This window comes from Algoriella xinjiangensis, from assembly GCF_900115015.1.
In the GTDB taxonomy this organism is placed as follows: Bacteria; Bacteroidota; Bacteroidia; order Flavobacteriales; family Weeksellaceae; genus Empedobacter; species Empedobacter xinjiangensis.
This window is the reverse complement of record NZ_FOUZ01000011.1, coordinates 38,447-60,934: the sequence shown is the minus strand read 5'-3', so window position 1 is coordinate 60,934 and position 22,488 is coordinate 38,447. Positions and strand designations below refer to the sequence as shown.

Below are 22,488 nucleotides of genomic sequence, written 5' to 3'. Positions count from 1 at the left end.
AATGGAAAATGTTCCACGTGAAACATTATTAGAAAATCCTTCAATTGAAGGATTTTCTGGTATAAAGAAATTAGAGTTAAAAGATTATTTTTTAACGGGAGAAAAATTTGAATTATACGAAGATTCTAAAACCAAGGTTTTGTATACTCTCCCCCAGCCTATCCAAAATTTAGGAAAGTATTACGAAAGCAAAAATTACATTTCGCACACAGATGGTAAAAAATCTCTTTTTGAGCGTTTTTATCAAATAGCGAAACACATCAATTTAAATGAAAAATTAAAGTTGATGAATAAAATTGCTTCGGGAAAAACAATTTTAGATTACGGTTGTGGTGTTGGAGATTATTTAGAGTTTATGCAAAAAAACGGTTACAACGTTTTGGGTATGGAACCAAATGAATCTGCTCGTAAAATTGCACAATCAAAAATTGGAGAACAAAAAGTTGTTTCGACAGAATTAAATGAAATCAACCAAAAATTTGATGTCATTACTCTTTGGCATGTTTTAGAACATATTCCAAATCTGAATGAAATAATAGAACAGTTAAAAAATCATTTGACAGAAAATGGAACATTAGTTATTGCGGTTCCAAATCACAAATCTTATGATGCCGAATATTACGGACAATATTGGGCGGCTTATGATGTGCCACGTCATCTTTGGCATTTTTCTGCAGATAGTATGCACAAGCTTTTTAACAACTTTGGTATGAAAATTGAAACTATCAACCCGATGAAATTGGATTCGTTTTATGTGAGTCTACTTTCAGAGAAATACAAGGGTAATAAATTAGGTTTTTTAAACGCCATACGAGTTGGAATACAATCAAACGTGAAAGCGAAAAAAACAGGAGAATATTCTTCGTTAATTTACACAATCAAGGTCAAAAAGTAATATAAAGCGTTTTAAGCTTATATATAAAACATAAATAAGCTTTGCTATTGATTTTTTGAGATTATTGCTTAAAATTAATTTATGAAACCCAATTTTTAAACTAAAAATGTAATAAATAAGATAGAAAGCTATGAAAAAAAGTATTTTATTATTTGGTATTTGCGCAACTGCTTTATTAAGTTCTTGTGCATCGACAACAGTTGCGAAACAAGAAATTAATACAGGAAAAGAAGTTCGTGGTGCATGGACTTTAACTAATGTAGATTATCAAGGTTTAGCAAATAATCAAGTTGAAGGAAATGTTCGTGTAAACGAAAAAGTAGCGCGTGTATTTGATATGGCTTCTCCAGAATGTTATGAAGGTTCTTCTTGGAACTTAGTTCAGAACAACAAAAAGGGAACGTATACTTTTAACAGTGCTGGTGCAGATTGTCCACAAGGTACTGCAAATATTATCTGGAATTTAACACAAGAAGGTTCGGATACATATTTTACATTTAAAGATGTAACAGGTATCAAAGCAAAACAAAATACGGCTGGATACAAATTAAGAGTAGATCAAGTTGATGCAAGTTCTATGCGTTTGGTACAAGATGTAAATGCAAATGGTAAAATCATTCAAGTTGTTTATTCTTTTCAACGTTAATCAAATTAAACTATAAACTCAGAAATTATGAAAAAAATAAATACTAAAGTCGCTGCAATTATCTTAGGAGGTTCATTTATTATGTCTTCTTGTACTGCAGTTCAAAACGCAAATAATACACAAAAAGGTGCTGGTCTTGGTGCTGTTGCTGGTGGTGTTATTGGTGGTATCTTAGGAAACAATATCGGTAAAGGTGGTAATACTGCTTTAGGTGCTGTTATTGGTGCTGCTGTTGGTGGTGCTGCTGGTGGAGTTATTGGAAATAAAATGGACAAACAAGCTCAAAAAATCGAGCAAGTTTTACCAGGTGCAGAAGTTGTTCGTACAGAAGAAGGTATTAACTTAATTTTAGATGAAAACTCTCGTGTAACTTTTGAATACAACAAAGCAAGTTTAACAGCTACTGCAAAAACTAACTTAGACAAATTAGTAGAAGTTTTTAACGAATACCCAGATACTAACTTATTAATTGTTGGTCATACAGATAACAAAGGTTCGCAAGCATATAACTTACCGTTATCTCAAAAACGTGCACAATCTGTAAAAGACTATTTAGTTTCTAAAGGTATTTCAGCTTCTCGTTTAACATCAGAAGGAAGAGGTTTAGAAGAACCAATTGCTGACAATACAACTGAAGCAGGACGTGCTCAAAACCGTCGTGTAGAGATTGCAATTACTGCAAACGAAAAAATGAAAGCAGACGCAGCAAAAGAAGCTGGTCAATAATCATTTTACTAGATAAATACAAAAAGGAGTTCTAAAATTTAGAACTCCTTTTTTATTATATGAATTTTATAAAACTTATTTAAAATTAACGACAAACCATTTATTATTAATTTTTTCTAAAGTTACTTGATATGATTTAGAAGATTGATCTTTCAAACTAACATTTACTTCAACCAAAGCAACTTTTTCATCTGCATCTAAAACTTTAGAATCATTGATTGACGCTTGTTCTAAAACTTTGATTGCATCATCTCCAGAAAATTTTTGATACGTTGACCATTCTCCACTTCGCGTTAAAGCAAAAGCTCCCGAATAATTTTTCTTCGAAATATTTGTCAAAAAACGATTAGATAAAGACTTAACCATTCCCGCTTCTTTACTTACAATTGCAGGCGTAGCAACCGCTGTAGAATCTGCAACTTCAGAAGCTCCACCAATCAATTCAACCGGAACTTTAATTGCTTTTCTGTTGGTTAAATAACGTTCAGAATTCGGAATACGTATCAAAACATCTAATCGATCATTCTTAATTTTAGAAGCATCTAACGAAGAATATTTAAAATTAATTGAATTTTTACGGTACAAATCATCCATCGAATTTGGATCGATTGTAGAACGAAAACTGTACACAATATTACCCGAATTAAAAACTTCAATAGTTGCAGTAACCGGTTCTTCTAACTGAATTTCTTGACCTTGTGCATTGTAAAAAAACGGAGAAATCGCAACGCCAGTTTCGTCTTGTTTTATACTAAAATCAAAACGTTGCACATTAGTTGTTGGCTCTAAAGGTGTTTCTTCAACAGGTGCAATAGAACCCACTTTTGGAATTCCATTTGCCAAAGGAACTTGATTTCTGTTCCATGTAAATTTACTTTCTAAAGCAACTTTTTCAGCTAAATCAAATATTTCTCCAACGTTTTTACCATCTAACATTGTACGAACTGCAGCCCAACGCGAATCGTTATCACTTGTTTGACTTGTTTTGTATTCGTAAATGATTTGCAATGCTTCTTTAAATTTATCTTGCTGCAAAACGGGTAACGATTTCGAAATCTTATCCACAGTTTCGCTAAATGTTTGTGCAGAACTCGAATCTATTTCGGTGTTATCATTTTTACAACTAAAAATCATAAAAGCTATTGAAGCAATGATTAATAAACGTTTCATATTCTATTGATTAAGCGGTTTATGTTCGTGATTTTACAAGCAGTAAATATACTAAATACTTATATTGAATTGGTATTATTTTGAGGATTATTTGGATTTAATTCTTTGACAATCACTTCCGAAGTTTTCTCATAAAATGATTTAGGATCGATTAATGTCGCAATCAAATTAGAACCCCAAGCGGCAACTAATAAATAAAAAATAACCGAATGACGATCAGTCATTTCCAGAACCAAAATAGCGCATGTAAAAGGCGAACGCGTAAAAGCTGTTAAAAAAGCAACCATTCCAATCATCACCAACATATTGGTTTGTTTAGGCTCTAAGATAAAAAACTCTCCAAATAATGCGCCAATAGAACCTCCAAAACTTAACGCTGGAGCAAAAATTCCGCCCGCTCCGCCATTTGTAAACGAAATAATTCCGTTAAATAATCGAGCCGGAACAGTGTACCAATCGACAGTTTTATCTGACTCAAATAACAATCTATCCAATAATAAATTCCCCGCTCCTACACTATCTTTATTCGTATAAAAAACAATTGTTGCAAATAACATTACCAAGACAAATCCTAATCCGAATTGTTGTTTCGGTTTTAAACTCTTTTTGAAACGATTTACAGCAAATGCAATTTTACCAAAATAAGCGCCAAATATTCCGCACAAAAAAGTAACCAATAACAAAATCATAAAAAAATGAAATCCATCTGCGTCTACTTGTGGAAAGCCAAAAACCAGATAAGGTCCTAACAAAGTTTGAGCGGTAAAACCTGCAATAATTACGGATGAAAAAACAGTTGTACGAAGATATTTTAAGTGATTCTTGGTTAATTCTTCTATCGCAAAAACAATTCCGCCAAGTGGTGTATTAAAAGCTGCTGCAAGACCTGCTGCGCCTCCCGTAATAATCATTAATTTATCTGAAATTTGTGGCCACGATTTTGGAAGAATTCGGTTGGTAACATGTAAAATAGAAGCTGCAATTTGTATTGTTGGTCCTTCTCTACCCACAACACCGCCACCAAGTGACATAAAAAAACTGCTGATAATTTTTACGATAATAATACGAACACTTAGTAATTCATTTATAATAACTCGAGCTCGTTTTTTTGGTAAAACTAAGGCTGCCATTACTTGCGGAATTCCACTTGCGTTAGAATATTTTGCAAAATAACGAACAGATATAAAGGATAAAAAGAAAAAAACAGGCGCAAGAATAAAAACCCACGCCTTGTTATTTTTATAGAATAATAAAAAAACTTCTTCTCCGAAATGTAGAATTTGTGCATATAAAACCGCAATGCATCCTACAACGCAAGATGCAATCCATAGCGGAATACTTTGCAATAAAAATTCGGCTGCTTTAGGATTCTTTAAAAATTCTAAGCGAGAAAATAATAATCGAATAAAGCTTTGTCCGAACTTCTTCATATTTAGGTTGATTGTTTCCCAAATTTAGAAATTCATTGGGACTTCAATCAACATTAAACGTGAATTTTTAGAAACTTTAAAAGAAAACTCATTTGTATTTGTGATTTCAATTACATCACGGCGATCTAATTTATTTCCTTCAAACTCAACTTCTCCTTCTACAACCATAAAGAAAACACCGTTTCCTTCTTTCTGTACTTTATATGTTTCTTCTTTATCTTCAGTATAATTTCCTAAGAAAATCCATGCATCTTGATAAACCCAAACACCTTGATCATCAGGATTTGGAGAAAGTACTTGATACAATTCATTTTCTTTCGCTACTTCGCGTACAGAAATTTGTTGATAACGAGGTTCTACATTTTGTTTATTCGGAATAATCCAAATCTGAAAAAAATGTCCTTCCTGATTTTCATACGCATTCATTTCGCTATGAAAAACGCCCGTACCAGCACTCATCATTTGCACATCGCCAGACTCAATAATAGAACCATTTCCAATTGAATCTTGATGGCTAATTCCACCTTTCATCGGAATTGTAATAATCTCCATATTATCGTGTGGATGTTTTCCAAAACCCATTCCACCCGTAATAATATCATCATTAACAACACGTAAAGCGCCAAAATGAATACGATTTGGATCGTAATAATTTGCAAAACTATATGAATGACGCGTGTTTAACCAACCATGATTAGCTCCACCTCTTGAATCTGATTTAAATATTTGATAATCCATTGTTTAATATTTTATTCAAAGGTAATAAGCTTGATTAAAATTTCTATTGATTTGTGTTAAGTAATCACATTTGGAAAAAGGATCAGAAAAAAATATTGGTTTTATTAATAAAATGTTAAATTTATTTTATAATTTAGTATTCTATTAACACATGAGTGATATTTATGCTATCAGATTCGGGCGGTTCGACATTTAGTTTAATTTTATGGATTATAGTTCAAATCGTATTAGTAATTATGATAGCGGTTATTTTGTATAAACTCTACAAAAAACTTACAAAATAAAAAAAGGTTCCATTAATTGGAACCTTTTTAGTTGTATTATATTTCTAATTAGCTTTTGACCAAACAATTATTTTATCTTTAATAAATTCTGCAAGTTTAATTTTACTTTGATGTGTCCAACCTGCAATATGAGGCGCTAAAACAACATTATCTGCTTGAATTAAATATTGAAATTCATCGGGTAATTCTGAAACAATTAGTTTCTCAAAACTAGATTTTTCGAACTCTAAAACATCCAAAGCAGCTCCCAAAATTTTACCAGATTTCATGGCTTCTACCAAATCTTTTGTTACAACAGATTTTCCACGAGCCGTATTTACAAAATAAAAAGAATGTTGAAAATTAGCAATAAATTCCGCATTAATCATTTTTGAAGTTTCGGGCGTTTGCGGCGTATGTAAACTTACAACTTCTGCACGTTGAAAAAACTCTGTTAACGAAACTTGCGTCGCATATTGATTGCTTTTATTTGGTAAAATATCATAACAAATTACATCTACATCAAAACCTTGCAAACGTTTTGCAAACGCATTTCCCATATTTCCGTAACCAATAATTCCGACCGTTTTACCTTTCAATTCGTCGCCACGATTTTCTTCGCGTTTCCAAATTCCATTACGAACTTCGTTATCTGCACGTCGCAAATGATGCATCAATATCAACAACATACCAATTGCATGTTCGCCAACCGAATCACGATTACCTTCGGGAGAATTAAATAAAATTATACCACGATTTGCAGCAAAATCTTCGTCAATATTTTCAAGTCCCGCTCCTACTCTACCAATAAATTTTAAATTTGTCGCCTTTGTTAAAAAATCTTTATCAATCGGAAAACGACTTCTAACAATCATTCCATCATAATCTGCAATTTTTTGTTCAATAATTTCTTTTGACGAAGTATAATCTTCATCAACAATAAAACCAGCATCACGCAAACCAGTGTTTAGACATTCGTGATTAGAATCTATTGCTAAGATTTTATAAGGCATATTCATTCTTCTAAATTTTAATCAAAGTTACAACGAAACACAATTAAAGTGTACTAAAAATAGGTAGAAAAGACAATTAACAAAAGGTTTATAACATAGTTAATAACCTTTTAATTAGCTGATATAAAGAAAAATAAATTGTTAATTAATAGATGATTTTTAATGCATTTGGAACAACTTCAACTTTTACTTTAAGTAAATTTGTTGTCTGAAATTCGCCATCAAGTTGATACGAAATTGGTTCGTTATCTAAACTTTCTAACGAAAATTTCTTCACTTTTCTGTAACGCGCTTTCTCCATTATATCAATCTTTTTAGCCAAAACAAGCACCGAAAAATAAAATTGTTCAAAAACATCAAGATCCTCAATCATTAATAAATCTAATTCGCCGTCAGCTAAATCAGCATTTGGCGTAAAAGAAATCCCATAGCCCGCTATATTTGAGTTTGAGCAAAATAAATAGTAGAAATTTTTCTCGATTATAGCACCATCTATATAAATGCGAAACAATTTTGACTTATAATTCAACAATGTTTTTACAGACGCATCCATATATCCCGTAAACGTACGCTTCTGCTTTTCCTCGTACGCTTGTATAACCGAAGCATCAATCCCAAAACCAAGGTTGCTAAAAAAATAGTTATCCTCTACTCGACCAGCATCTATCGTTTTAATTTCTTTTGTTCGGATAATTTCTATGGCTTTATCAATATCTTTTGGAATAGCAAGATTTGACGCCAAACCGTTTCCAGAACCAGCAGGAATTATACCCAATGGAATTTTAGTGTTTACCAAAGCACTCGCAACTTCGTTTATCGTACCATCTCCACCGCAAGCCACAACAATATCTGCATGTTCTAAAATTGCTTCTTTCACCAATTCTTTTGCATGAAATTGATACTTTGTTTCTTTCAAAACAATTTCATCCGTTGGTTCAAATTTTGACTGTAAAAAATCTAAAGTAATCTCGTGTTTTGCGTTTCCAGAATTCGGATTAACAATGAAAATATATTTCATTTTAGTTGAATTGATTTTATTAATGAACAAAAATAAGAAATCTAAAAGTATTGAGCAGTTTAACGACTATTTTTAAGGTTTAACTTTCAAAATCTTTCTAACTTTGTTGCATGACAATTAAAGAAATTCAAAACGAAATAGTAGACGAATTCTCATTTTTTGATGATTGGGAACAACGTTACGAATATTTAATAGAATTAGGTAAAAGTTTAGAAGCTTTACCCGAAGAAGAAAAAACAGATGACAAAATTATAAAAGGTTGTCAATCTTCGGTTTGGTTAGATGCAGAATTAAACGATGGTGTAATCGAATTTAAAGCAGATTCTAATGCAATTTTACCAAAAGGTATTGCAGCATTGTTGATCAGAATGTACAATCATCAAACGCCAAAAGATATTTTAGAATCGGATACAAATTTTATCAACGAAATTGGTTTAGCCGAATTTTTATCGCCAACTCGTGCAAACGGATTGTTAGCAATGGTAAAACAATTTAAATTTTATGCGATTGCTTTTCAATCAAAACAAAACAATTCATAAAGTTTTTAGTTAACTTTATCAATCAACCTAAAACAAAATGAACGACTTTTTAGGACAAGCCTTTATCTTTTTATTTTCTGCCGTAGTTTGTGTACCTATTTCTAAAAAATTAGGAATGGGTTCCGTCTTAGGTTACCTTATTGCGGGTGTTTTAATTGGTCCTTATGTGCTAAAATTTGTTGGTAACGATGGTACCGATATCATGCACGCAACCGAATTTGGTGTTGTAATGATGCTTTTTTTAGTTGGATTAGAACTTGATCCGAAGGAATTCTGGAAGATGAAAAGTAAAATCATCAACCTTGGCGGAATGCAAGTTCTCGGAACAATTTTAATTGCAACTTTAGTTGGCGTATTTGCGTTGGAAATGAATTTTCCGCGCGCACTTTCTATCGCTTTTGCAATTACAATGTCGTCTACCGCAATCATCATGCAAACGCTAAACGAAAAAGGATTAACCAAAACTGGTATCGGAAAATCGACGTTTTCGGTCTTACTTTTCCAAGATATTATGGTTATTCCAATTTTAGCAATTATTCCTTTATTGGTTGGAGATTCTTTAATTCAATCCATTGGCGACGATTCTAAAAGCCTTTTAGTTGGCGGACCAGCTTTCATGAAAACCTTGGTAATTGTTGGCGCAATTACACTTATTTACTTTATTGCGCGATATATTATTACGCCTTATTTTAAATATGTAGGACAATTACAAGTTCGAGAAATATTTACAGCATCTGCATTACTTTTAGTTATTGGTGTTTCAATTTTAATGCAAAAAGTAGGAATTTCACCTGCTTTGGGTGCATTTATTGCAGGAGTTGTTTTGGCAAATAACGAATATAAACATCAATTAGAAAGTGATATAGAACCTTTTAAATCGCTTTTATTAGGTATATTTTTTATTGCAGTAGGTTCTACAATTAACTTCAAATTAATTGGCGATAAACCATTGATGATTCTTGGATTAACATTCGGAATTATGTTGATAAAATCGTTGGTTTTATTACTTATTGGAATCAAACATAAGTTCAATTTTGACCAAAAAATGCTCTTTATTCTGTTGCTTTCTCAAGTCGGAGAATTTGCATTTGTGATTTTATCTTTGACTAAAAACTTAGATATTTTAAACAAAGAATGGTACGATTTGATGCTTGCTACAACAGCGCTTACAATGGTTATTACGCCTTTGCTTTTGGTATTGAATGAGAAGTTAATTTTAAAATATTTTGGTGTTAAAAGAAAAGTAGAACAAGTTGTCGAAAATGATAAAATCAATCCAAATTCTGCAGATGGACAAATTATAATTGCAGGTTTTGGAGATTTTGGAAATACAATAAGCCGTGTTTTAAAAAGCTCAGGCATCAAATCAATTGTTTTAGATAATGATAGCGAGCGTGTGGAAAAAATGCGCAAGCAAGGTTTTAATGTTTTTTACGGCGATGCAACCAATGTAAACTTACTAAAATCGGCAGGTGCAGAGAAAGCAAAGTATTTTGTTGCAGCCTTAGATCCGCCCGAAATCAATCAGAAATTAGTGACTATTCTTCGCAAAAATTTTCCTCATTTAGAGATTTTTGTGCGCGCAAAAAATAGAAGTTATGCCTACAATTATTTAAAAGATGGGTTGAATGAAGTTTACCGCGAAAACTTTTTCTCATCTGTTTATGTTGGCCGTCAAATCTTATTAAAATATGGTTTTTCGTATGAAGATGCTTCTAAAATAGGTGAAATTTTTATCAAAAGTGATCGAAAATCATTGCGAAAAATTGCTAAACTTGCCGAAAATTCTGATCAATATTTTGAAGCTTCGAAGCAAGAATTTGAGAAGCAAATGAAAATGGTTGCAAAAGAAATTAAGATTCAAAACGATGCCGACTCCGAATAAAAAAAGACTGTTAGTTTTACGTTTCTCTGCATTGGGCGACGTTACTATGATTGCGCCTGTTTTGCAGGAATTTATTGAGCAAAATCCAACTGTTGATGTTTATGTTGCTTCGCGACCATTTATGGAAACTATTTTTCTTCAATTTCCAGAAATTAACTTTATTCCAATTGATTTAAACAATGATTATAAAGGCGTTTTTGGTTTATATCGTCTATACAAAACTTTAAAAAAGTATAATTTTGACTATGTTGCAGATTTACACAATGTAATTAGAACCAAAGTTGTAACTGCTTTTTTTAAATTAAACGGAACTAAAACCGCTACTTTAGATAAAGGTCGAGCGGAGAAAAAAGCATTGGTTAATCAGCAAAATAGAGTGTTTAAACAATTAAAATTAACCACCGAACGCTATGCTGATGTCTTGCGCGAATTGGGCTTTAAATTGAATTTATCACACAAATTACAACCAAAAGCAATAAAGGAAGAAAACGCAATAGGAATAGCTCCTTTTGCAGCATTTACAAGTAAAATGTATCCGTTAGATAAAATGAAAATTGTCGCAAGCAAATTAGCAAAAGATGGTTACAAAATTTATTTATTTGGCGGAGGAAAAGCTGAAACAGAAGAATTAAAAAATTGGGAAAATCTTGATTCTAACATAAAATCATTGGCTGGAACAATGAAATTTGAAGAAGAATTAGAAGCAATTTCTAAACTTCAAGTTATGATTTCCATGGACAGTGCAAACATGCATTTGGCATCGTTAATGGGAACAAGAACCATTTCTATTTGGGGTGGAACACATCCGTTTGCAGGTTTTTTAGGTTATGGACAATCTATAAATGATGTGATTCAGGATGAAGAAATGGAATGTCGACCGACTTCTATCTTCGGAAAAGATCCAAAAGGTTTTGAGAATTATGATTATTTTCAAAATTTGAGCGCTGAAAATGTTTATCAACAAATTAAGAATCGATTATAAAATATAACTACAAAAAGAAACCCTCAAAATACATTTATTTTGAGGGTTTTATATTTAACTTGTTTGTTCTTGATTGATAAGTTGTTTTTCTATTTTTTGGTCAATTTCTTTAAAAAATCCGAAACCTTTTAAGATAATAATCAGTCCAAAAATTAAGAGACAAACTCCAACTCCTTTCCGTACTAAAAATACTTTTTGATCTGTAAATCGTTTTTGAAGCTTACCTGCTAAAAAGATTTTAATTAAATCTATTGCAAAATAAGTTCCTAAGACAACGCCCATATATAGTAAGAAATCGCTTGGTTTTGGATATTGTATAACGACTGAAGATACAATGACAAACCAAAAAACAATAACGCCAATATTCAATAAATTCATAATAAATCCATTGATAAACGTTCGCAAATAATTGTTACTCACAAAACCTGCTTCGTTCTCTATATGTAGCTTTGGTTTAGAGAAATACATAAAAATTCCGTAAATCAAAACAAAGAAACCACCGATGATATAAATGCGATAAAATTTTGGATGATTGGTCACATAATCTGTGAAATCTTTACTTCCAAAATACGCCGCAGCTATACATAAAATATCAGCTGCAATAACACCTAAATCTAGCACTACAGCAGTTTTCCAACTTCTGCGTAAACTGGTTTCTATCAACAAAAAAAATACAGGTCCAATTAGTATTGTACTTAATAAGAAACCTATTAGTATGGCCGAAAAAATTATATCCATAACTTAAATAAGGTCTGCAAGATAAGTCTAAATTATGAAAAATTAGGCATCAACTAATTCAAAATCTAATTGCTTCTTAATCAAATCTGCATTTAAAACTTTGATTTTAACCGGACTACCCAATTGGTATTTAATTCCAGTTCGTTTTCCTACTAATGCATGATTTTTATCGTCAAAATAGTAATGATCGCCCGTCATAGCACGAGATCTAATTAATCCTTCGCAACGAGTTTCTGGTATTTCAACAAAAATTCCATAATCTTGTACACCTGTAATAAATGCATCAAACGTTTGTCCAACAAACTGTTCCATGTATTTAACTTGCATGTATTTAATCGATTCGCGTTCGGCTTCAGCAGCAATTTTTTCACGAGAAGAACAATGTTTTGCTTTGTCTTCGTAAATAGATGAATCCGGAGATTTTTTACCGTCTAAATAATCTTGCAACAAACGATGCGCAATCATATCTGGATAACGACGAATTGGCGATGTAAAATGCGTGTAATAATCAAATGCTAAACCATAATGACCAATATTATCAGTTGTATATTTTGCTTTTGCCATTGTTCGCATAGACAAAGTTTCGACCATATTTTCTTCTGGTTTTCCTTTTACATCTGCCAATAATTTATTCATTGATTGAATAGTTGTTTTTCTATCTCCAACCTGTAATTCATATCCAAATTGACGAATAAAGTTTTTAAGATCTATTAATTTATCTGGATTTGGATCATCATGTACACGATAAATGTACGTGTTGTCATTATCTTTTCCATGTTTATCTAAACTGATAAATTCTGATACTTTTTTGTTACAAAGCAACATAAATTCTTCAATCAATTTATTTGAATCTTTTCCAATTTTGAAATAAATTCCGGTTGGATTATGTGCGTCATCTAAATTGAATTTTACTTCAACTTTATCAAAATTAACCGCACCAACATTCATACGTTCTGCGCGCATCAATTTTGCTAAACGATCTAATGTTAAGATTTCTTCTTTAAAATCACCATCTTCTCCTTCGATAATCGCTTGCGCTTCTTCGTATGTAAAACGACGATCCGAATGCGTAGCAGTTCTACCAAACCATGTATTTACAATTTTGGCATTATCATCTAATTCAAAAACACCCGAAAAAGTATATTTATCTTCATTTGGGCGCAAAGAACATGCGACATTCGACAAAACTTCGGGTAACATTGGCACCACTCTATCCACTAAATAAACAGAAGTTGCACGTTTATAGGCTTCTTGCTCTATCAAAGTTCCTGGACGTACATAGTGCGTTACATCTGCAATATGAACACCGATTTCCCAATTTCCGTTTTCTAATTTTTGAATAGATAAAGCATCATCAAAATCTTTTGCATCTTTTGGATCAATTGTAAAAGTGGTTACTTTTCGCATATCGCGACGTTTTCCTACTTCGTATTCAGAAATTGAAGTATCCAAATTATTTGCTTCTTCTTCTACTTCATCAGGAAATTTTACTGGAAGATCGTAGGCTAATAAAATTGAATGAATTTCGACATCTGTATCTTCTGGATTTCCTAAAACTTTTGTAATTTCTCCGAATGGAGAGTTAGAACCTTCGGGCCAATTTGTTAATCGAACAACAACTTTTTCGCCTGTTTTTGCATCATTGAATTTTTCTTTTGGAACAAAGAAATCATGGTTACCATTTTGCATGGTTACAAAACCGAAATTTCCATTTTTACCTAATTCGAAAATACCAATAAATTCAGTTTTATTGCGTTCGATAATTTCTACAATTTCACCTTCTACTTTTGATGAATTTTTACTCTTTTTTGGATAAACATACACACGTACTGTGTCACCTTTTAAAGTATTTTTTGTTTTTCCTTTTTGCACATAAATATCTTGCTCTAATCCGTCAACAATAATATAAGCACTTCCAGAAGAAGTTAAATCGGCAACTCCAATCATATAATCGTTTGTTGCGTTTATTTTATATTTTCCTCTTTCTACTTCGGTAATTTTTTTGTCGACTAACAGAACGTTAATGTTTTTGATTAACAATTCGGTATCTATTCGGTTAGTAAGATTTAATGCTGAAGCAATTTGCTTATAATTTAAAGGTTTATTTGGATTTTGAAATAAAACTTCGATTATAGACTTTGTAAACTTCGATATATTTTGGTCTTTTTTAGCCTTTGTATTCTTAAAATTTTTTCTTGGCATAATTTAATTTGTGTAAAATCTCAATCATTTATTTTTGAGATTTATTTTAATAATAGTTAATAAGTAAACATCTTAATTACTTATAAATCAAGCTATATTTAATAACTTTTGATAAGATGTTAATAATAATCATAACCACTGCAAAGGTACTATTTCCTTTTCCTAAAATAACAATATACAGCCAATTATATGTTATGTAAAAGATAAGATTATCTATAACGTTAGGATTATTGCGAAAATTAAGCCAAAAATAATCTAATTTTGCAGCGATAATTATAATTGAATGAATATAAAACCTTTATACCAAACTTACTTGATTAATCTTGATCGAGCAGTTGATCGTTTAGAACTTATGAAAAATGAGTTTGCGAAATGTGATTTGACTTTTAAACGAATCAGCGCTGTTGATGCAAAAAACCTAGATCATACAACATACAAAATCAATAATAAATATGATAGAGATTTAGTTCCTGGCGAAATTGGTTGTTATTTAAGTCACGTAAATACGCTTGAAGAATTTTTATCTTCTGATAATCAGTTTGCTGTAATTATAGAAGACGATGCGATTTTGGTACAAGATTTTAAAACAATTATAGAAAAAACATTGTCTATTTATGACGAATTATCAGTTAAAGATCAATGGGATGTCTTGAAATTATTTAACGGAAAACGAAAACATATTAAAATAAAAGATGTAGACAATACTCATTTTATAGCGGCATGTGGAACTAGTATTCCGATTACAACTATTGCTGCAATTTGGACAAGAAAAGCGGCTGAAAAATTTCTAAATAAAATTAAAAAACCATTACCAACAATACAAAGACCTATTGATTGCGATTTGCAACATGCTTGGGAATTTGATCTTAGAATTTATAATCTTTTACCATCTCTTGTAAAACCTGCGCCGGTAGAAACTCAAATTCAAATAGATGAGCGATTAAAAAAAGCTAAATTATTTAAACAAATTAGCTACGAAGTAAACCGTGTATTTCCGAAATATAACTACTTAATTAGTCATCATGGTTTCAAGAAATTCTATGATAGTTTTATAGCTAAAAAGAACAAACGTATTTCGTAATCAACAAATACAAATCATTTTAAATTATTGAAATTAAATGAATTAACAACCATTATCAACAGTTATAAACATTGTTAATTATCTTATAAAAACAACAAAAGCCTCAAGAATCTTGAGGCTTTTGTCTATTATATCATTCCGAAAATCTTATCCTTTATAAAAGATATGATTAGCTTCTTATTTTGGCTGTATTCATTCTCAACAATATAATGTGATTTACCTAACTATTTTTTTTCTTAACTTAATTTATCCAAAACGACACTCGCTTTAATTCAATTACTTAATACAAATAAAAAAGTATATAAAATGATTATGTTTAGTAAAATATATACCTTATCTTATTATTGTAATTTTGTTAATACATCCATATTGAGATTTGGTATAACAGAAACAAAAGACATAAGGCTCTGGTTTACAGAACTATTTTTGAGTTTAATAGCAATTTAAAATTTGTAGCTAAATCTACACTATAAATTTCTGAGAGACAACCATCCTTTGCACCAGAGAATGGCAAAAATGGAGTAAATCCATTAATGTAAAAAATAATTGAATTTGATGGAATGGATAAAATTCACAAAAAAACAAATAGTATGAAAATAAAGCAATTAACAATTATTTTAACTATTCTAATAGGCCCTTTTTTAATAGCTCAAGAACAATTAAGAATAGAATATGAATTAACCGAACCAGAAGAAAATTTTAAATATTCTGACTTGCCTAATGCATTAGATATTAAAGTTCCCAAACGTTATTATGAATTAATTTTAAATAAAGATGAGTCTATCTGGAAAAGTTTTGAGAAAGTTGACAATAATCAAAATGATGGTACGGTAGGTAGAGTAACGTTTTTTTCCCCTTACGGAGATATCTATAAAAATGTGAAAGAAAAAGTAAAAATGTTCGAGGCTAATCTTAATTCAAAAAAATATATAGTAAAAGACAGTTTGCAGGAGATAAATTGGAAAATCATGCAAGAATCAAAGGAAATACTTAATATACAGGTAAATAAAGCTATTTATATAAATAAGGAGAAAGGAATTGAATTAATAGCATGGTATGCTCCAAAGTTAAATTTCAAAAATGGTCCAGATGAGTATTGGAACTTGCCAGGTTTAATTTTGGAAATAGAAAACTTAACTTATTTTGATGACAATAGCAAAATGTACCAAACCTACACGGCAACAAAAATTGAAACTTTACCACAAAATAAAAAAATTATAAAACCTACAAAAGGGACTATTATTACCCAAAAAGAACTTGACAAAATTCTTGAAGAAAACTTTGATAAAATGAAAGAAATGGAAGGAGAAGGAGTAGATAAAGATTAAAAAAGTGATAAGGAGAATCTAAAATATTTATCTATAACAGATCTTATAAAAACAACAAAAGCCTCAAGAATCTTGAGGCATTTGTCTATTATATCATTCCGAAAATCTTATCCTTTATAAGAACATGCGATTTTATCTACACGCCCTTGGTGGCGACCACCTTCAAATTCCGTCGACAAAAATGCATCAACTATTTCTTCTGCATATTCATACGCTATAAAACGAGCAGGCAAAGTCAAAACATTTGCATTGTTATGCTGGCGTGCTAAACGCGCAATATCCGTCATCCAACATAGTGCTGCACGAATACCTTGGTGTTTATTTGCAGTCATTGTTACACCTTGTGCACTTCCGCAAATTAAAATTCCGAAGTCAGCTTTTCCATCTTCCACAGCTTGTGCCGTTGGATGTGCAAAATCAGGGTAATCAACACTTGCTGTTGAAAACGCTCCAAAATCCTCAACTTCAATACCTTTACTTGTTAAAAAGGGTACTAATTTCTCCTTATATTCGAACCCAGCATGGTCCGATCCGATTGCAATTTTCATATTATTAACAGATGTTTTTGATGTTTTTGTTTAAATAATTGTAAATCAATGGTTAAATAATTGTAACAAATTGTTAAAAGGTTAATGATTAAAACTCATAACTTTTTGGTTCAAAAATTAGGAAAATTGAAAGCAATTTTCCATTAGAAATAAATCAATACAAGTCAAGCGAAAGTTTTCATTTTGGCATAAAAGATTTGCACACCGTTATGAATAGTTTTCACAAAACTACTTTTTAACAAAAGCTGTTTATCAACCAAATTAACAAAATGTTGATAGCCTATCTAACTGTTTCATTACAAAACAAAATTACAAATAATAGGTTGTTAATTGTTACGAAATAAAATTTATCTCACTTTAGTTATCCACATATTAACAGTGCTAATAGTAATAGTATATTTTCTTTTTTTTAAAATTTAAAAATAAATTAATCTATTCTAATTATTATAAATTGTTAATAGTTGAAAATTGAATGAAAGTAAATTCGCCTCGAAAATGAAACTTTGTTACTTTTGTGTAGTTCAAATTTCAAACAAAAAATGAAAACAATCAACGACTACAACTTCGAAAACAAAAAAGCATTAATTCGTGTTGATTTCAATGTTCCGCAAGATGAAAATCTAAATGTAACAGACGACACCAGAATTAGAGCAGCTAAACCAACAATTGATAAAATCCTACAACAAGGTGGTGCAGTAATCTTAATGAGCCATTTAGGACGTCCAAAAGGAGAGTTTAACGACAAATATTCTTTAAAACACATTGCATCTTCAGTTTCTGAGATTTTAGGCTTAGAAGTGATTGTTGCAAATGATGTAATTGGCGATGATGCAAAACAAAAAGTAAATAATCTAAAACCAGGCCAAGTTTTACTGTTAGAAAATGTACGTTTTCATGCAGAAGAAGAAAAAGGCGATAAAGACTTTGCAAAAGCTTTGGCTGCATTTGGTGATATTTATGTGAATGATGCTTTCGGAACTGCACATCGTGCGCACGCTTCGACAGCTGTTATTGCAGAATTTTTTCCAGAAAATAAATGTTTTGGCTTGTTAATGGAACAAGAATTAACAGCTATTAACAAAGTGTTAGCTGATGGTGAAAAGCCTGTAACAGCAATACTTGGAGGTGCAAAAGTATCATCTAAAATTACAATTATCAACAATATTTTACCTGTTATTGATAACCTAATTATTGGTGGAGGAATGACGTATACTTTTGTAAAAGCAAAAGGTGGTAAAATTGGAAACTCGTTGGTAGAAGATGATAAACTAGAGTTGGCAAAAGAAATTTTGATTGAATGTGAAAAACATAACGTAAAAGTTTATTTACCAATTGACAATGTTATTGCAGATAATTTTAGCAATGATGCAAACAGAGAAGTAACAAATGTTGGCGAAATTCCTGACGGATGGATGGGAATGGATGTTGCAGATGAAACGATCAAACAAAATGCAGAAGTGATTAAAAATTCGAAAACTATTTTGTGGAATGGTCCATTAGGTGTTTTCGAAATGTCAAATTTTGCGAAAGGAACTGTTACTTTAGGTGATGCAATTGCAGAAGCTACAAAAAATGGTGCTTTTTCTTTAGTTGGTGGTGGAGATTCTGTTGCATTTGTAAAACAATTTGGATACGACGACAAAGTTAGCTACGTATCTACAGGTGGTGGCGCAATGTTAGAATCTTTAGAAGGTAAAGAATTACCAGGTGTTGCAGCAATTTTAAACTAACAAAAAATTACTCAATTATAGATTAAAAGTCGAGCATTTGCTCGGCTTTTTTTATGGAAATTAGTTAAGTTAAGAGATACTAAATTTATATAATTGTTAATAAGATAGATTTGTAAATCAGTAAATTAACGTGTTATAAACATCTAATCTGAGTAAGTTTGTGAATAGAATGACTCAATTAAAACTATTTTCATTCAAAATCTAAATTGTTGATAGTAATAGATTGTAATAGAGTGAATTAAGAAGTTATGAAACAGACTTATTAAAAGTTGTTAATTACATGTTTTTAATCCAATATTTGTAAAAATGTTAATAGTAAAATAGTGTATTTTAGTAAATTAAAAGGTTATTAACCGTAGTTGTTAAGAATTATGAATGATAAAATTGGCTATAAATAGCGACTTTTATCTTTTGAAACCTTTTTATATTAGTAAAGATTTTAAAACCAATCAAAAATTATGAACGAATTTGAACAACGTTTAACCGAAGTTGAAAATCATTTTCAACACAATGATATCGATTTGGGTTATCGACGATTAATTGATTGTGTGTTAGATTTAGCAGATAAATCATTTTATCAGGAAATAATCGCGTATTCGGATATTTATTATAACGAGAATTCGTCTAACGAAACAAAAATTGCAAAAGCAATTCAATTAGTAGAAAAACTAAAACAAGCTACTCCTCCGCCCTATCATACAGAAGATATTTTACTTTCTACAAAGAATGTTGAAAAAGCATATAACCGCAGAAAATTTAAATTACATCCGATAACATTCAATCTAAAATCGAGAGAAGTTGTTGGTTTAGTTGGCGAAAACGGAAACGGAAAAACAACTTTATTGCGTTTAATTTGTGGAGAATTAAAACCAACAGCTGGCGAAATAGATTATCAATTTACAACTGCAAAACCATTTAGTTACGAGCTAAAAACAAAATTGGTTTATGTGCCGCAACGCATTGAGGTTTTGTATGGTAATTTGATGGACAATTTGCAATTTACATTAACGTGTTATGGAATAGACAGCAGCGAAAATAAATTGTTGGCAAAAGTTATGTTGGCGCGTTTAGGTCTTTGGCCGTACAAAGATTTGGAATGGCGACAACTTTCGTCTGGTTACAAAATGCGTTTCGAGTTGGCACGAACTTTATTGCGTCGCCCAAAAGTATTGTTGTTAGACGAACCTTTGGCTAATTTAGATATTTTGGCGCAGCAAATTATTTTAGAAGATTTGCGTTATTTATCGCAATCTATGCGAAATCCATTTGGTGTAATTTTGAGTTCTCAACAATTGTACGAAGTAGAAAAAGTATCTACAGAAGTTATCTTTTTAGAACAAGGAAAGCTTAAGCTTCAGGGAAATAAGCAAGAAGAAAAAGCAGATTTCACAATTATAGAAGTTGATGTAAACAACACAAAAGAGGAGTTATTAACAGCTTTCTCATCATTAGATTTAAAAGAAATAAAATTTAACGGAGGTTCGTATATCGCCTATTTTGATGCATCAATTTCGATGAACCAAATTTTTGCTGCAATCGGAAATTCGACATTGCAAGTAAAATACATTCGAGATATTTCGAAATCAAGTCGCCGCTTTTTTGTTAATTAATTCGCCTCACTATGTTCAAAAAAATAAATCAAACCTTAATCACAAAATATCCGTTAATCTGGAATCTAAAATTAATTTGGATTTTATTTGCCGCAATCAGTCTAAATTTGATTGCTTTTATCAACGGTTTTCTATATTTTAATCAGAAATCTCAGTTACAAGAAAGTCAACTTTTCAGAGGATTTTTAGACCAAGGAATTATAATTTACTACGTTTTGGTGGCAATTATTATTCTAATTATTTGGTTGTATTTCTATATCAAAAATAACCGATTCAAATCATTTTTTCCGACATCAAGAAATTATTTATTCAAAGAATTTTTAGCTGTTTTTCTTATCTTTTTTCTCTTTTCTTATTTGCCAAATTCGTTTAAATCTGGTGTAAAACTTCGTGTTGCAAATTATATAAGCAATGATCAATTTGAAAAAGATATAGACATTATCAATCGTGCGCAGCCGTTTACATTGCAATATAATTTTGGATATTCTAATTATTCGAGAAATTTACCTGTTCCTGTTTTTGATTCGTTAGTTTCAGAAAAAGAAACAAAAACGTTGTATTTTCAAAATAAAAAGGAATATGAAAAAATGAATAAGCGTTCATATAATCCTTTTTTAACACCTTATTTTAGAAATGATGAATTTGAACAACTTCTAAAAAATCATTTTGATGATAGAAAAAGTTATCAATTAATTTCTTTTTCAACTTCTTATGTTCCGCTTAATCGTGTAAAGAAAACGGATGGCTATTTACCTGATATTCAAGAAGCCATGCTTGCTGAACAATCTGCAACAGATAATGTTACAATGGCTGCAGAGTCTATTGTATCTAGCAATAACAATGATGAACCTGAAGTTTATTATAATTTATCGAGTTTATATAATTACAGTGATTTGGCTTTTCAGAATGTGAAAGATTCTACGCTTAATCATAAATATTACGACGAACAATTAATTGCATTGTTACAGAAAAATGACCGAAAAGCAATAGAAAGTTTATTGAATAATTATACAGATTTATTAAATAATAATGAAATCGGCTATCAGTTCAAACATAAAAAATGGATTGATTATTTGCCTCACTATCCCTATTATTTTATTGATACAAATTTAAATTATCTTGAAGATAAACAAGCACCAAATAATAAGTTGAAAGATTATATCAACCAAAGTTCTTTGAACCAAGTTTACACAAATATTTATGAAGCAAAATACGAATCGAGTTGGTTAGAAGGCATTCAATATTGCTTGATGCTTGCCCTATCTTTTACCATGTTAATTATTACGTTTCGTTTCAGTTCATTCAAAGTTTGGTTAATTGCATTGGTTGGTGCAGGAATTTTAATGATTTTAGGAAGCGCTTTGGGTATGGGTATTGGGTCTATATTTTACGAGCAAAGCAATTTTATTTCGTATAGCATACTTTTCCTATTTTACATTGCTTTTATCGTTTTGATGAGTTATGGCTTGCGCACAAAAAAATACAAAGTATTAACAGGCGTTTGTTTAAATTGGTTTGTTGCAACTAACATTTTTATCGGAATTGTGCTAATTTCTTTTTACACAGAAATTAGAAATGAAATGTTATATAATGGACAAGATGGAGATTTATACGATTTTAGAAACACAAATGCAGAATTACAAATGTTGCAGAAAATGGCAGAAATTTTCTTTTACGTTAATCCATTTCTCTACATAATTAGTTTTTACTTTATCATTAATTTATACAAAAAATGGCAAGCAATGCCAGAAGAATAGTAAATAGAAAAGCGAACCAATTGGTTCGCTTTTCACATGATAATTGAATGAAAATGAATTTTAAAAACTACTTTAAAAAAAAACTTACTTATGAATATTGATAGCAATTAACTATCATAAATAATTTTTAAATTCTGAAGTAAAAGTCAACATATATTTTTGATTTGTCAACAAATAGAGGTTAACCCG

General features: G+C 30.8%; 19 protein-coding genes. 11 read left to right on the top strand and 8 right to left on the bottom strand.

The window, feature by feature from the left end; genetic code table 11:
- Position 1: 1 nt before the first annotated feature.
- The 3 genes from BM072_RS11305 to BM072_RS11295 all read left to right on the top strand — a co-directional run bounded on the left by BM072_RS11305 (position 2) and on the right by BM072_RS11295 (position 2,267).
- Positions 2–895, top strand: a complete 894-nt coding sequence (locus BM072_RS11305) for a class I SAM-dependent methyltransferase (RefSeq protein WP_092908783.1) — start codon at positions 2–4, stop codon at positions 893–895.
- A gap of 130 nt (positions 896–1,025) precedes the next feature.
- Positions 1,026–1,541, top strand: a complete 516-nt coding sequence (locus BM072_RS11300; RefSeq protein ID WP_092908782.1) for a hypothetical protein — start codon at positions 1,026–1,028, stop codon at positions 1,539–1,541.
- Between the two features lie 27 nt (positions 1,542–1,568).
- A complete protein-coding gene (locus tag BM072_RS11295) occupies positions 1,569–2,267 on the top strand; it encodes a YiaD family glycine zipper/OmpA-like lipoprotein (protein WP_092908781.1) in 699 nt (232 codons plus the stop codon).
- 75 nt (positions 2,268–2,342) lie between these two features.
- Here the strand turns inward: BM072_RS11295 and BM072_RS11290 are convergent, their stop codons facing one another.
- The 5 genes from BM072_RS11290 to BM072_RS11270 form a co-directional block, all read right to left on the bottom strand.
- The gene (locus tag BM072_RS11290; protein WP_092908780.1) at positions 2,343–3,437 is read right to left on the bottom strand and encodes a DUF6694 family lipoprotein; all 1,095 of its coding nucleotides are present in this window, start codon (positions 3,435–3,437) and stop codon (positions 2,343–2,345) included.
- A 59-nt stretch (positions 3,438–3,496) separates the two neighbouring features.
- A complete protein-coding gene (locus tag BM072_RS11285) occupies positions 3,497–4,867 on the bottom strand; it encodes a chloride channel protein (protein ID WP_092908779.1) in 1,371 nt (456 codons plus the stop codon).
- Positions 4,868–4,891: 24 nt separating this feature from the next.
- Positions 4,892–5,605, bottom strand: a complete 714-nt coding sequence (locus tag BM072_RS11280) for a pirin family protein (RefSeq protein WP_092908778.1) — start codon at positions 5,603–5,605, stop codon at positions 4,892–4,894.
- Positions 5,606–5,933: 328 nt separating this feature from the next.
- On the bottom strand, positions 5,934–6,887 hold the full coding sequence (locus BM072_RS11275; protein WP_092908777.1) for a 2-hydroxyacid dehydrogenase: 954 nt from the start codon (positions 6,885–6,887) through the stop codon (positions 5,934–5,936).
- A 139-nt stretch (positions 6,888–7,026) separates the two neighbouring features.
- Entirely contained in the window at positions 7,027–7,899 is an 873-nt protein-coding gene (locus BM072_RS11270; protein ID WP_092908776.1) for a diacylglycerol/lipid kinase family protein, read from the bottom strand.
- Positions 7,900–8,009: 110 nt separating this feature from the next.
- Between BM072_RS11270 and BM072_RS11265 the strand changes: the two genes are divergently transcribed.
- From BM072_RS11265 to BM072_RS11255, 3 genes are read left to right on the top strand one after another with little or no spacing between them, the layout of a single operon-like run.
- Positions 8,010–8,438: a SufE family protein gene (locus BM072_RS11265; RefSeq protein ID WP_092908775.1), complete on the top strand. Its 429-nt coding sequence runs from the start codon at positions 8,010–8,012 to the stop codon at positions 8,436–8,438.
- A gap of 37 nt (positions 8,439–8,475) precedes the next feature.
- Positions 8,476–10,323 carry a monovalent cation:proton antiporter-2 (CPA2) family protein gene (locus tag BM072_RS11260; RefSeq protein WP_092908774.1) on the top strand — a complete coding sequence of 616 codons (1,848 nt, stop codon included), beginning with the start codon at positions 8,476–8,478 and terminating at the stop codon, positions 10,321–10,323.
- Entirely contained in the window at positions 10,307–11,305 is a 999-nt protein-coding gene (locus tag BM072_RS11255; RefSeq protein WP_092908773.1) for a glycosyltransferase family 9 protein, read from the top strand. Before BM072_RS11260 ends, BM072_RS11255 begins: the two co-directional genes overlap by 17 nt.
- A 54-nt stretch (positions 11,306–11,359) precedes the next feature.
- On the opposite strand, the gene BM072_RS11250 is transcribed toward BM072_RS11255, so the two are convergent.
- Both BM072_RS11250 and rnr read right to left on the bottom strand, forming a co-directional pair.
- Entirely contained in the window at positions 11,360–12,043 is a 684-nt protein-coding gene (locus BM072_RS11250; protein WP_092908772.1) for a LysE family translocator, read from the bottom strand.
- Positions 12,044–12,085: 42 nt separating this feature from the next.
- A complete protein-coding gene (gene rnr / locus BM072_RS11245; protein ID WP_092908771.1) occupies positions 12,086–14,245 on the bottom strand; it encodes a ribonuclease R in 2,160 nt (719 codons plus the stop codon).
- A 283-nt stretch (positions 14,246–14,528) separates the two neighbouring features.
- Between rnr and BM072_RS11240 the strand changes: the two genes are divergently transcribed.
- Positions 14,529–15,326 carry a glycosyltransferase family 25 protein gene (locus tag BM072_RS11240; protein WP_092908770.1) on the top strand — a complete coding sequence of 266 codons (798 nt, stop codon included), beginning with the start codon at positions 14,529–14,531 and terminating at the stop codon, positions 15,324–15,326.
- 590 nt (positions 15,327–15,916) lie between these two features.
- Positions 15,917–16,654: a GLPGLI family protein gene (locus tag BM072_RS11235; RefSeq protein WP_177190311.1), complete on the top strand. Its 738-nt coding sequence runs from the start codon at positions 15,917–15,919 to the stop codon at positions 16,652–16,654.
- Positions 16,655–16,761: 107 nt separating this feature from the next.
- Here BM072_RS11235 and rpiB read toward each other — a convergent pair whose 3' ends face one another.
- A complete protein-coding gene (rpiB, locus tag BM072_RS11230) occupies positions 16,762–17,202 on the bottom strand; it encodes a ribose 5-phosphate isomerase B (RefSeq protein WP_092908768.1) in 441 nt (146 codons plus the stop codon).
- A 539-nt stretch (positions 17,203–17,741) separates the two neighbouring features.
- On the opposite strand from rpiB, the gene BM072_RS11225 reads away from it, so the two are divergent.
- The 3 genes from BM072_RS11225 (at position 17,742) to BM072_RS11215 (ending at position 22,299) form a co-directional block, all read left to right on the top strand.
- Positions 17,742–18,932, top strand: coding sequence for a phosphoglycerate kinase (locus tag BM072_RS11225; RefSeq protein ID WP_092908767.1), 1,191 nt, complete (start codon positions 17,742–17,744; stop codon positions 18,930–18,932).
- A gap of 458 nt (positions 18,933–19,390) precedes the next feature.
- On the top strand, positions 19,391–20,542 hold the full coding sequence (locus BM072_RS11220) for an ABC transporter ATP-binding protein (RefSeq protein ID WP_092908766.1): 1,152 nt from the start codon (positions 19,391–19,393) through the stop codon (positions 20,540–20,542).
- A gap of 11 nt (positions 20,543–20,553) precedes the next feature.
- Entirely contained in the window at positions 20,554–22,299 is a 1,746-nt protein-coding gene (locus tag BM072_RS11215) for a hypothetical protein (protein WP_092908765.1), read from the top strand.
- Positions 22,300–22,488: the final 189 nt, after the last annotated feature.

Coding starts and splice junctions, on each gene's coding strand:
- BM072_RS11240 (WP_092908770.1), top strand. CDS start 14,529: ATGAATATAAAACCTTTATACCAAACTTACTTGATTAATCTTGATCGA.
- BM072_RS11255 (WP_092908773.1), top strand. CDS start 10,307: ATGCCGACTCCGAATAAAAAAAGACTGTTAGTTTTACGTTTCTCTGCA.
- BM072_RS11270 (WP_092908776.1), bottom strand. CDS start 7,899: ATGAAATATATTTTCATTGTTAATCCGAATTCTGGAAACGCAAAACAC.
- BM072_RS11275 (WP_092908777.1), bottom strand. CDS start 6,887: ATGAATATGCCTTATAAAATCTTAGCAATAGATTCTAATCACGAATGT.
- BM072_RS11215 (WP_092908765.1), top strand. CDS start 20,554: ATGTTCAAAAAAATAAATCAAACCTTAATCACAAAATATCCGTTAATC.
- BM072_RS11225 (WP_092908767.1), top strand. CDS start 17,742: ATGAAAACAATCAACGACTACAACTTCGAAAACAAAAAAGCATTAATT.
- BM072_RS11305 (WP_092908783.1), top strand. CDS start 2: ATGGAAAATGTTCCACGTGAAACATTATTAGAAAATCCTTCAATTGAA.
- BM072_RS11295 (WP_092908781.1), top strand. CDS start 1,569: ATGAAAAAAATAAATACTAAAGTCGCTGCAATTATCTTAGGAGGTTCA.
- rpiB (WP_092908768.1), bottom strand. CDS start 17,202: ATGAAAATTGCAATCGGATCGGACCATGCTGGGTTCGAATATAAGGAG.
- BM072_RS11265 (WP_092908775.1), top strand. CDS start 8,010: ATGACAATTAAAGAAATTCAAAACGAAATAGTAGACGAATTCTCATTT.
- BM072_RS11235 (WP_177190311.1), top strand. CDS start 15,917: ATGAAAATAAAGCAATTAACAATTATTTTAACTATTCTAATAGGCCCT.
- BM072_RS11280 (WP_092908778.1), bottom strand. CDS start 5,605: ATGGATTATCAAATATTTAAATCAGATTCAAGAGGTGGAGCTAATCAT.
- BM072_RS11260 (WP_092908774.1), top strand. CDS start 8,476: ATGAACGACTTTTTAGGACAAGCCTTTATCTTTTTATTTTCTGCCGTA.
- BM072_RS11290 (WP_092908780.1), bottom strand. CDS start 3,437: ATGAAACGTTTATTAATCATTGCTTCAATAGCTTTTATGATTTTTAGT.
- BM072_RS11220 (WP_092908766.1), top strand. CDS start 19,391: ATGAACGAATTTGAACAACGTTTAACCGAAGTTGAAAATCATTTTCAA.
- rnr (WP_092908771.1), bottom strand. CDS start 14,245: ATGCCAAGAAAAAATTTTAAGAATACAAAGGCTAAAAAAGACCAAAAT.
- BM072_RS11300 (WP_092908782.1), top strand. CDS start 1,026: ATGAAAAAAAGTATTTTATTATTTGGTATTTGCGCAACTGCTTTATTA.
- BM072_RS11250 (WP_092908772.1), bottom strand. CDS start 12,043: ATGGATATAATTTTTTCGGCCATACTAATAGGTTTCTTATTAAGTACA.
- BM072_RS11285 (WP_092908779.1), bottom strand. CDS start 4,867: ATGAAGAAGTTCGGACAAAGCTTTATTCGATTATTATTTTCTCGCTTA.